At 67.7% G+C, this 10,399-nt stretch carries 11 protein-coding genes; 9 read left to right on the forward strand and 2 right to left on the reverse strand.

What is annotated here, in order from left to right; all coding sequences use genetic code 11:
• The 5 genes from VD972_RS22275 to VD972_RS22295 all read left to right on the forward strand — a co-directional run.
• The coding region (locus VD972_RS22275) for an MMPL family transporter (RefSeq protein WP_324990156.1) at positions 1-615 on the forward strand (615 nt) is incomplete at its 5' end.
• Positions 612-1,565 carry a phosphatase PAP2 family protein gene (locus tag VD972_RS22280; RefSeq protein ID WP_324990158.1) on the forward strand — a complete coding sequence of 318 codons (954 nt, stop codon included), beginning with the start codon at positions 612-614 and terminating at the stop codon, positions 1,563-1,565. The genes VD972_RS22275 and VD972_RS22280, both read left to right, overlap by 4 nt.
• Positions 1,566-1,607: 42 nt before the next feature.
• Complete coding sequence (locus VD972_RS22285) at positions 1,608-2,801, forward strand: aminotransferase class I/II-fold pyridoxal phosphate-dependent enzyme (RefSeq protein ID WP_324990160.1); 1,194 nt, start codon at positions 1,608-1,610, stop codon at positions 2,799-2,801.
• Positions 2,802-2,856: 55 nt separating this feature from the next.
• The gene (locus VD972_RS22290; protein WP_324990162.1) at positions 2,857-4,722 is read left to right on the forward strand and encodes a methylmalonyl-CoA mutase family protein; all 1,866 of its coding nucleotides are present in this window, start codon (positions 2,857-2,859) and stop codon (positions 4,720-4,722) included.
• A 111-nt stretch (positions 4,723-4,833) separates the two neighbouring features.
• On the forward strand, positions 4,834-5,421 hold the full coding sequence (locus tag VD972_RS22295; RefSeq protein ID WP_324990164.1) for a Uma2 family endonuclease: 588 nt from the start codon (positions 4,834-4,836) through the stop codon (positions 5,419-5,421).
• Between the two features lie 56 nt (positions 5,422-5,477).
• Here the strand turns inward: VD972_RS22295 and VD972_RS22300 are convergent, their stop codons facing one another.
• Complete coding sequence (locus tag VD972_RS22300) at positions 5,478-6,101, reverse strand: hypothetical protein (protein WP_324990166.1); 624 nt, start codon at positions 6,099-6,101, stop codon at positions 5,478-5,480.
• Positions 6,102-6,419: 318 nt separating this feature from the next.
• Between VD972_RS22300 and VD972_RS22305 the strand changes: the two genes are divergently transcribed.
• From VD972_RS22305 to VD972_RS22320, 4 genes are read left to right on the forward strand one after another with little or no spacing between them, the layout of a single operon-like run.
• Positions 6,420-7,148 carry a class I SAM-dependent methyltransferase gene (locus VD972_RS22305; RefSeq protein WP_324990175.1) on the forward strand — a complete coding sequence of 243 codons (729 nt, stop codon included), beginning with the start codon at positions 6,420-6,422 and terminating at the stop codon, positions 7,146-7,148.
• Positions 7,141-7,545 carry a cobalamin B12-binding domain-containing protein gene (locus VD972_RS22310; RefSeq protein WP_324990168.1) on the forward strand — a complete coding sequence of 135 codons (405 nt, stop codon included), beginning with the start codon at positions 7,141-7,143 and terminating at the stop codon, positions 7,543-7,545. Before VD972_RS22305 ends, VD972_RS22310 begins: the two co-directional genes overlap by 8 nt.
• The gene (locus VD972_RS22315; protein WP_324990169.1) at positions 7,512-8,489 is read left to right on the forward strand and encodes a hydroxymethylglutaryl-CoA lyase; all 978 of its coding nucleotides are present in this window, start codon (positions 7,512-7,514) and stop codon (positions 8,487-8,489) included. Before VD972_RS22310 ends, VD972_RS22315 begins: the two co-directional genes overlap by 34 nt.
• Before the next feature lie 33 nt (positions 8,490-8,522).
• The gene (locus tag VD972_RS22320; RefSeq protein ID WP_324990171.1) at positions 8,523-8,720 is read left to right on the forward strand and encodes a hypothetical protein; all 198 of its coding nucleotides are present in this window, start codon (positions 8,523-8,525) and stop codon (positions 8,718-8,720) included.
• 147 nt (positions 8,721-8,867) lie between these two features.
• On the opposite strand, the gene VD972_RS22325 is transcribed toward VD972_RS22320, so the two are convergent.
• Positions 8,868-10,399, reverse strand: a 1,532-nt coding sequence (locus VD972_RS22325) for a TIM44-like domain-containing protein (RefSeq protein WP_324990173.1), incomplete at its 5' end; no start/stop codon positions are given.

Here is a 10,399-nt window from a genome sequence, read left to right on the forward strand (position 1 = left end):
TCGGTGCTGGACAGCAACCGCATCGCCTCGCGCATCTTCACGCTGGTGCGCGGGGATGGGCCGTTCATTCTCGGTGCGGCGGCGGTGGTGGTGTTCCTGGCCATCTTCGCCAGTCTGCGCAGCCTGAAGAAAGCGCTGCTCGTTGCGGGGCCGCTGTTCCTCGGGATGGTGTGTCTGGCCGGGGGCATGTACCTGTTCGACGTGCAGCTCAACTTCATCAATGCGGTGGTGCTGCCCAACCTGCTGGCGATTGCGGTGGACAACTCCGTGCACCTCTTCCACCGGTACGAGGAGGAGGGGCCGGGCTCTCTGGGGCATGTGGTGCGGCACACGGGCCTGGCGGCGGTGGCAGCCACCTTGTCCAACGCCGCTGGCTACGGGGCGCTGCTGGTGGCCAGCCACCAGGGACTGCGCTCCATTGGACAGATTGCGCTCCTCGGGGTCGTGTGCACCTTCCTGGGAACGACTGTGTTCTTTCCAGCGCTGCTGGCGCTGCTCGAGCGCTGGAGGTTTCGCCACGGGAAGGGCGCGGAGGAGGCAGCGGTGGTTCGGAGCCTGGACATCAGCACGGCAGGCGAGCCCGCCTCTCCCTCTGAGGAGCGGAAGTCGGCATGAGCCCCTGGTCCTCCGACAGCCTCCCCTGGATCGCGCGCCAGGGGAAGGTGCGGCTGAAGCCAGTCGATCTGATCATCGTGTCCGTCTGCTCGCTCGCCGCGCTGGCGCTCGTGGGGCCGTGCCGCTGGGCGCCCGGGGCGCTGCCGTCCGCGGTGGGCTTCGCCGTCTTGGCGCTGGGGCCATTGGTGCTCCGCACGCTTCAGGCGACATGGCCCCGGCAGTGGGTGCTGAGCTGGGTGGCCGACTTCTGGCTGCTTCCCGTGGTGCTGGTGGCCCACGAGCTGCTCAACCCGCTCGTGGATGCCATCACCCCTGTCCTCTGGGACGCGCAGCTCGCCACCCTCGAGGAGCGGCTGTTCGGCTTCCAGGTCTCGGTGCTGATCTCGAACGCGGTGCCGCCCTGGCTTCAGGACGTGCTGATGGTCTGCTACTACGGCCACTTCGTCTGGGGCTTCTCGCTGGGCGTGACGCTGTACCTCCACAAGCGCACGGCCGCGTTCGACGAGTTCCTGCTGGCGCTCGGGGTCTTCTTCGCCGTGGGCTACTCGGCCTACATCGTGGTACCCGCAATCGGGCCGCGGCTCTTCCTCGCGAGCTCGTTCCCGGGACCGCTCCAGGGAGTGGTCGTGACTCCGTTCCTGGACTCGCTGATGCGCACGCCGATCTTCATCCGCGACTGCTTCCCGTCGGGCCACACCGGGGCCACGCTCCTGGTCCTCTTCTACGCGTTCCGGTTCTCGCGGCGGGTCTTCTGGACGATGCTGCTGCCCGGCATCGGCCTCATCGTCGCAACGCTGTCTGGGCGCTTCCACTATGCCGTTGACCTGGTGGCCGTGCTGCCCGTGGTGGTGCTGTCGGCGGGGCTGGCCATGGCCTTATCCCGGTCAAGCAGCCGCCGGGGCTACACATCCGAGCGTTCCATGCCCGTGGACGCTATCGTGCGCCCCTAGCGCGGCGCCCCCCCAACTGTCGGCCGCCACAGGAGCCTCACGATGAGCCGTCCACACGCCGCGGAACGCGTCTCCCGGTTTGGCACCACGGTCTTCTCGGAGTTCAGCGCGCTCGCCCAGAAGCACGGCGCGGTGAACCTGGGGCAGGGCTTCCCGGACTTCGACGGGCCCGAGGCGGTGAAGGAGGCCGCGCAGCGTGCCATCCGCGACGGCATCAACCAGTACGCCATGGGCATGGGCTCCAAGGAGCTCCGGCTGGCCATCGCCGAGCATGCCGCGCGCTTCTACGGCCAGAAGGTGGACCCGGACACCATGGTCACCGTCACCAGCGGCGCCACCGAGGCCATCCTGGATGTCATCCTGGGCCTGGTGGATCCGGGGGACGAGGTGGTGGCGTTCGAGCCCTTCTATGACTCGTACGACGCGAACATCACGTTCGTGGGGGCCAAGGCGTGCTACGTGCCGCTGCGGGCTCCGGACGCGCAGCACTCCCAGTGGTGGATCGATTGGGCGGAGCTGGAGGCGGCCTTCACCCCGCGCACGCGGCTGCTCATCCTGAACAGCCCACAGAACCCCACGGGCAAGGTGTTCACCCGCGAGGAGCTGGAGCGGTTCGGCGAGCTGTGCGTGAAGTACGACGTGAAGGTGCTCTCGGACGAGGTGTACGAGCACATCGTCTTCGCGCCGGCTCGGCACATACGCCCCGCGACGATCCCCTCCCTGGCGGACCGGACCGTCACCGTGAGCAGCATGGGGAAGACGTTCAGCCTCACTGGCTGGAAGATCGGCTGGGTGATCGCGCCGCCGCCGCTTCGTGACGCAGTGCAGCGTGCTCACCAGTTCGTCACGTTTGCGACCGCATCGCCGTTGCAGGCGGCCACGGCCGCAGCGCTGCGGCTGCCCGACAGCTACTTCCAGGAGCTGGCGGCGAGCTACCTGGCGCGGCGGGAGAAGCTGCTGCGCGGCGTTCGGGAGGCAGGTCTGCCCGCGCACGCCCCTGAGGGGAGCTACTTCATCCTGGCGGATATCTCCCACCTGGGCTTCTCGGATGACGTGGCCTTCTGTCGGCATCTGGTGACGCAGGTGGGCGTAGCGGCCATTCCCCCCAGCGTCTTCTACTCAGCGGAGCACAAGCACCTGGGGCAGCGCTTCGCGCGCTTCGCCTTCTGCAAGACGGACGGGGTGCTGGAGGAGGGGGCTCGCCGCCTGCGTGAGGGGCTCGCGAAGCACCGCTGACACCGCGATTTCGCTCGGCTTGCGACCCCTGGATGCGGGTGCTACATCCCGCGCCATGCCCGCGCGCACCGCTCCCAAGACCGTCGCTCGCCCTTCCTCCTCCCAGTCTTCGAAGAAGGCCTCTGTCCACTCGAAGGGCGGCAAGCCTTCAAAGTTGGCCAAGGCCGTCCGGAAGGTGGCCAAGGTGGCCAAGGCTGCGGTGAAGAAGGCAGCCCCGAAGAAGAAGAAGGCCGCCGCGCTGAAGAGCTACGACGCGGGCGCGGTGAAGGCCGCGGCGAAGCAGGCGGAGAAGTGGGTCAAGGAGGATCTTGCCCAGGTGACGGCGAAGATGCCGCTGCGGCGCAAGCAGTTCATCACGGACTCGGGCATCCCCATCCCGGACCTGATGACGCTGGCGGATCGCAAGGACGAGCAGGCCGAGCGCATTGGGCTGCCGGGGCAGTTCCCGTTCACCCGCGGCACGCAGCCCACCATGTACCGGGGCCGGCTGTGGACCATGCGCCAGTTCGCGGGCTTCGGCACGCCAGCGGACACGAACAAGCGGTTCAAGTATCTCATCAGCCACGGCATGACGGGCCTGTCGACGGCGTTCGATATGCCGGCGCTGATGGGCTACGACGCGGACCACTCCATGAGCCGCGGCGAGGTGGGCAAGGAGGGCGTCGCCATCTCCTCGCTGCGCGACTTCGAGATCCTCTTCGACGGGATCCAGCTGGACAAGGTCACCACCTCGATGACGATCAACGCGAGCGCGATCGTGGCGCTCTGCATGTACATCGCGGTGGGTGAGCAGCAGGGCGTTCCGATGGCGAAGCTGGCGGGCACCATCCAGAACGACATGCTGAAGGAGTACATCGCGCAGAAGGAGTGGATCGTCGCGCCGCGGCCGGCCGTGCGGATCGTCACGGACATGATCGAGTTCTGCACGAAGAACATGCCCAAGTGGTACCCGGTGTCGATCAGCGGCTACCACATCCGCGAGGCAGGGGCGACGGCGGTCCAGGAGCTGGCCTTCACGCTGGCGGACGGCATCGGCTACGTGGAGGAGTGCGTGAAGCGGGGGCTGGACGTGGACGCGTTCGCGCCACAGCTGAGCTTCTTCTGGGACGTGCACAACGACTTCTTCGAGGAGATCGCCAAGTTCCGCGCGGCCCGCCGCATCTGGGCGAACGTGATGCGCTACCGGTTCGGCGCGAAGAACCCGCGCTCGTGGCAGCTGAAGACGCACGCGCAGACCGCGGGCGTTTCGCTGACGGCGCAGCAGCCCTACAACAACGTGGTGCGCACGGCGCTGCAGGCGATGGCGGCGGTGCTGGGCGGCACGCAGTCGCTGCACACGAACTCGTTGGATGAGACGTATGCGCTGCCTACGGAAGAGTCGGTGACGATCGCGCTGCGCACGCAGCAGCTGATCGCGCACGAGTCCGGGGCGGACCGCGTGGTGGATCCGCTCGCGGGCAGCTACTACGTGGAGTACCTCACGGACGAGATGGAGAAGCGGGCGCTGGAGTACATCCGCCGCATCGACGAGATGGGCGGCATCATCCGCGCCGTGGAGGAGCAGTATCCCCAGAAGGAGATCGGCGAGAGCGCCTACCGCTTCCAGCGCGAGGTGGAGCAGGGGGATCGGCTCATCGTGGGCGTGAACGCCTTCAAGGCCGACAAGGACGCACCCATCGAGCTGCTCCACATCGCCGACAAGGTGGCCGAGGAGCAGCAGGCGCGGCTGGCGCAGGTGAAGGCCGACCGCAACAACGAGGCCGTGCAGGCCGCGCTGGTCAAGGTGGAGGCGGCGGCGCGTGGCACAGAGAACCTGGTGCCGCCGGTGCTCGAGGCCGTGAAGGCCTACGCCACCCTGGGCGAGGTCTGTGATGTGTTCCGCAAGGTCTGGGGCGCATACCGCGAGGGTGGCGCGTTCTGACAGAGCGCGTGTCGGACCGGTACGTAGAATCCCACCCTCACACGTGGACGCCCTGGGAAATAGGGTGATACAAGGGTGACCCGGTGGGTCACTTCTTGTGGAGGAGTGGGGATGGGACAAGGGAAGGGCAAGAAGCCGGCGACGTATGAGGACATCGAAGCGCTCCCCATCGGGTGGGTCGGGGAGATCATCTGCGATGAGCTGTACGCCTCGCCGCGGCCCGCATCGCGGCACCTGCAGGTGGCCTCCAGACTGGGAGCCCTCCTGACACTGCCTTTCGATCTGGGCCGGGGCGGCCCAGGCGGGTGGTGGTTCTTCGATGAGCCGGAGCTGCACCTCGGCGGCAACGTGCTCGTACCAGACCTGGCGGGCTGGCGCCGGGAGCGGGTGCCGGAACCTCCGGACGTGCCGTGGATGACGCTCGCTCCAGACTGGGTCTGTGAAGTGCTGTCACCCTCCAGGCATCTCGTGGACCGGTGGCGCAAGATGCCGCTGTACCACGCCCAGGGCGTCAGCCACGCGTGGATCATCGACCCCATCCGCTACACCCTGGAGGCGTACCGGAACGGGAAGAACGGTTGGGTGCGCCTGGGGCTTCACGAAGGGGGGGCAACGGTGCGTGTGGAGCCCTTCGAGGCCGTCCCGCTGGAGCTGGCCCTCCTCTGGATGCCGCCCAGGCGCGCGGCTGCTCACCCGTGAGCTTCCTGGGTGCGCGGCTCCCCACGCACCTTGAGCCACCGTGAGGGTGGGGCGCTCTAGCGGCCGGTGCCGAGCGCTGTGGCCAGATCGGCCAGGGCGCGCCGCTCCACACCGCGCAACCCGCCCCACGAGGCAATCAAGCCCCCAGAGGCCTTGGCCACCTGCCGGCCCAGCTTCAGCAGGCACTCCTTGAAGCGCTCCGCTTCTTCCGAGCCCAGACTTCCGCTCACCAGGCGGTACGCCTCGGACAGTTGATCGCGCTCGAGCGTGTCGGAGACAAGTACCTCCATCAGCGTGTTGCGCTGGCGGCAGAGCTCCCGGCACACCGCCCGGAAGATCTCGCATGAGGCACTCTTGCCCTGCTCGAGCGCGCTCACCAGGGCCCGCCGCTCTCTCGGGAGGACCGTGCCATCCGCGCCGGCCACCATCAGAAAGCCTGCCAGCGGCGCATTGCGCACGAACCGCCACTCTTCAGGCTTCAGATCGAAGAGGCACGCCCCCTCCGCTCGGGGATCCGTCGTCTCCTCGTCACCTTCGGTGAAAGCGAGCAGCGTGCCCACTTCTTCCAGAGCCTCCTGGAAGGGCACCTTCTCCGTGCGAGAGAGGGGCCGCTCCTGCGGGCCCCTTCCGAGGTGCTGCTGCGTCTGTAGCTCGGGAGAATGCTGTGAGGTATGCGCCATGAATCTGCCCCTCTTGTGTTTTGGCTCGATTCGATGGGACGTCAGATCATGGCTGCTGCGAGTCCGCGTTGCTCGACTCCATCGAAGCGGGACGCACCCAAACACATCCACAGCTCTCATGTAAAGATTCCGCCCACGAATCGTGCTGGCGCCTGACGTCTGGCATCAGAAGTCTTGCAACTCTTTGCAAAGCTGCAAACCCTGAGAGCGCTTATTCCAGTGAGTCAGATCTTAAGAATTGCGTGGGTTCCTCCTTCCTCCCTGGATGAGGGCAATGCGCGTGTGGACTTGTCATCCCAGGCGCTGTACCCAGAGCGCGTGAGCTTCTTCGGCGAGCTGTACCTGCGCAGCACGCAGCCCTTCCTGTCTCCGGAGATCACGGCCCGGGAGGTGGCCTACCTGGAGCGCTGCTTCACCGGCCTGGCGTTGCCCGGGCCCGTGGTGGATCTGGGCTGTGGCCACGGCCGTCACGCCGCCCCCCTCAATACCTCTGGGGCCTTGGCGGGCAGGGTGGTGGGCATGGAGCTGGATACGTACTCCCTGTCCCACCGAGCCCCCGGCTTCCCGGCCGTCCAAGGTGACCTGCGAGCCCTCCCGTTCCAGAGCGGCTCTCTGGCGGGGGCCTACGCGTGGTACTCGACGCTGTTCGCCTTCTCCGAGATGGAGCACCGCGTCATCCTCCGGGAGGTGGCCCGGTGCCTGCGGCCAGGGGCGCTCCTGGTCCTCCACACAGTGCCCTGCGAGCGCTTGAGCGAGCAGCCAGACGCGGTCTTCCAGCGCACCCTGCCGGACGGGAGCCTGCTGGAGGAGGAGAGCCACTACGATCCCGATACCGGCACGGACCACGGGCGGAGGCGACTTACCCTGCCAGATGGCCGCGTCCTTTCAGGGGTTTACACCATCCGCTACTATCCCCTTGCGGAACTGGCCCAACTGTTGGAATCGACAGGCCTGGCGGCGAAGTGGGTGCACGGTGGCCTGGAGGGCGAGCCACTGTCGTCCACTGCGACGGACCTCATCGTGGGAGCTGAGCTGCGACATGGCTGAGAGGAAGCTTCGAATTCTGGTGGCCAAACCCGGCCTGGATGGGCACGACCGCGGTGCGAAGATCATCGCACGGGCCTTGCGCGATGCGGGCATGGAGGTCATCTACACAGGGCTGCATCAGACGCCCGAGATGATCGTCAACGCCGCCATCCAGGAGGACGTCGACGCGATCGGCATGTCCATCATGTCCGGCGCGCACATGACGCTCTTTCCCGCCGTCATCGACCTGTTGAAACAGAACAAGGCCGACGACATCAGACTGTTCGGAGGCGGCATCATCCCGGACGACGACATTCCGAAACTCAAGGGCATGGGAGTGACGGAGATCTTCACCCCCGGGAGCTCGACGCAGGACATCGTCCAGTGGATTCGAACCCACATTCCAGCACGCGCGTAGGTGGGTGGCTCGGCAGCCTCCCCCGGCGGGTCGACGTCTACGAGGTCGGCCCGAGGGATGGTCTGCAGAACGAGCTGCGCACGCTGCCGACCCGGGACAAGGCGCGCCTGATCGAGGCGCTGGTGGCCTCCGGCGAGAAGCGGATCGAGGTGACGTCGTTCGTGTCACCGAAGTGGATCCCCCAGCTCGCGGACGCCGAGGAGGTGCTGCGCCTGGTGGGGAAGAAGCCGGGCGTGACGTTCTCGGCCCTGGTGCCCAACCTCAAGGGTCTGGTCCGGGCGCGCGAGGCCGGGCTGGAGGAGGCGGCCGTCTTCATCTCGGCCTCCGAGGCCCACTCGAAGAAGAACATCAACAAGACGATCGCCGAGGCGCTGGAGACCTCGCGCGAAGTCACGGCGGCGGCCACGCAGGCAGGCATGCGCGTGCGCGGCTACCTGTCCACCGTGTGGGGCTGCCCCTACGAGGGGCATGTGCCGGTGGAGCGCGTGGTGGACATCTGCCGCCGGTTGGTGGACATGGGCCTCTACCAGCTCAGCCTGGGGGACACGATCGGCGTGGGCACGCCGCGGCAGACCGAGGAGATCCTCGTGGCCCTGATGAAGTACATCCCCGTGGAGAAGCTGGCGCTGCACCTGCACGACACGCGCGGCACGGCGCTGGCCAACGCGCTGGTGGGGCTGTCCGCAGGGGTGACGACGTTCGACGCCAGCATTGGTGGACTGGGCGGGTGTCCCTACGCGCCCGGCGCGGCGGGCAACCTGGCCACCGAGGATGCCGTCTTCATGTTCCATGGCATGGGCGTGGAGACGGGCATCCACATGGACAAGCTCGTGGAGGCAGGGGAGCTGGCGCAGCAGCTCATCGGCCGCAAGCTCGCGGGCAAGTTCCTGCAGGCGGCGCTGGGCGAGCGCGAGAAGAGGGCCTCGCGCCGGGAGAAGGCCTGAGCCCTGGAGGCAGGTGGGCCAGGTGCCTGAGCCATGACTCCTCGCCCCTTCGGCAGCTACGAGCTGCTCAAGAGAGTCGCCATTGGCGGTGTCTCGGAGCTGTGGCTTGCGGAACGTGCTCATCAAGCGGGTCCTCCCCATGTGGCTCACGTTGGCCTCGTGCTCGGGCGGGGCGAGTTCCCAGAGGGAGTCCAGATCCAGGATCTGGGCACCCTCGTGATGTATCCCTGAGCGGGCGGAGCGCCCGCAGGGGGTGTCACTTGCGCAGCATTGACTCGAGCTGCGGGAGGATGCCCAGGTGCGCGGCGGCGGCCTCGAGCATCCGGCGCTCCTTGCGGTCCACGCGGCCGTCCACGAGCGCCATCTGGACGAGGTTGCTCAGGAAGACGGAGGCCTCGGGGCTCCCCGCGGGATGAGCTTGCTGAAGAGCTGTGAGCCGGAGGTGAGCGCCATCTCCACGTTCTGCCAGGGGATGCTCCAGCGCGTGGCGCACAGCTTCAGCAGCTTGCGCTCCGAGGTGTCCACCGCCCCGTCCGCCGCGGCGATGGCAGCCATCATATAGAGGAGCCGCTCGCGCTCCTGGACATCCATGACGGCGTCTGTCCCCGCGCCTGCCATCGCGGCCGCCGGCACGGGCTCGGGCCTCACCGGACCAGCAGGGGAGGGACGCATGGCGCCGGACCTCCGCAGCTCGCGCTGACGCGCCTCCCACGTCTCGGTGAGGAAGGTCAACGCGAGCACCCAGTCCTGCTCACCCGTGCCCAGCCGCGCTCCACAGTGGTCGCAGGTGCTGGCGCCGCTGCTCGTCAGGGGCGCGTTGCACTGCGGGCAGCGATCGGTGGACATGCCGTTGGAGGTGTTCGTCTTTGCCCCGTGCTTGCGCGTCAGCGTGAAGATCCAGCGCTGGGGAACAGGCATCAGCTTCGGTGGGCGCTGCTCGGCAGGCCCCACGCCCATGCGCGCGCTCCAGCGGATCTCCACATGGGCCAGATCATGGCCTTCCGGGTGGACCTCAAAGGCCCGAGTTGTGACGGCACCCACGGCGCACTCCTGGATGACGCGGCGCTTGCCCGCCGTGCCCAGCGTCTCCAACTCCTTACCGAGCTGCGAGACCAGCTCGGCGCTGGCCACCTGGCCCAGCCGGCTCGCATCCCCGCGGCTCTGCGCGTCGATCCACTTCCAGAACAGGAGCGAGGCCCGGTCCTCGAGGATCTCCAGGTTGAGCGCGGGATCCGCCTGACGCGCCTCGGACAAGCCGCTCACGTTGGCCGGGGAGCGGTGGAACTCGACGCCCTGGGTGATCTCCGAGAGCGTCCAGTCGTAGTTGCCGGAGTTGACCACGGCGCCGCAGTACTCGCAGACGTTCGCGGCGCCTCCTTTATAGGGCGCGCCGCAGTGGGGGCACTTGCCCTGGTAGAGATCCTGGCCCACCCGCGTCTGCGCCCCGGGCTTGCGCACGAAGGTCCACACCTCCGTGAAGGGCTCGGGGGAGACCTTCCGGGCCGCCGCGAGGGCCTGCTCGTCCGAGGAGCTCGCGGGCACGTCCGTGTCGCGCAGCTCCGCGTGCACGCGCACCTGGATGCTGTCGAACCACGGGCTCTGCTGGACGCCGATGAGCTGCACGCCCAGCAGCCGCACATCGGCGATCGCGTCACGCACGCCCTGGGCTGACATGAGCTGGAGCTGCACGTTGAAGCGCTGGTACGTGGCGTCCGAGAGGAAGGGGCGGATGGGCGTGAGCTCCCGCTTGAACCAGGCCTCCTGCAGCGCCGGGAAGAGCTGTCGCACCTTGACGAGCACCGTCGTGAGCTCGAACTGCGGGTCCTTGCTCTTCAGGGCCTGGACCCATCCCTGGACATCCTGGTCGGAGACCTGGGTGCGGTGCTCGGCGTCACGGCGCTCGAGGGCTC

It is taken from the genome of Hyalangium sp. (assembly GCF_035629615.1).
Taxonomy (GTDB): Bacteria; Myxococcota; Myxococcia; order Myxococcales; family Myxococcaceae; genus Hyalangium.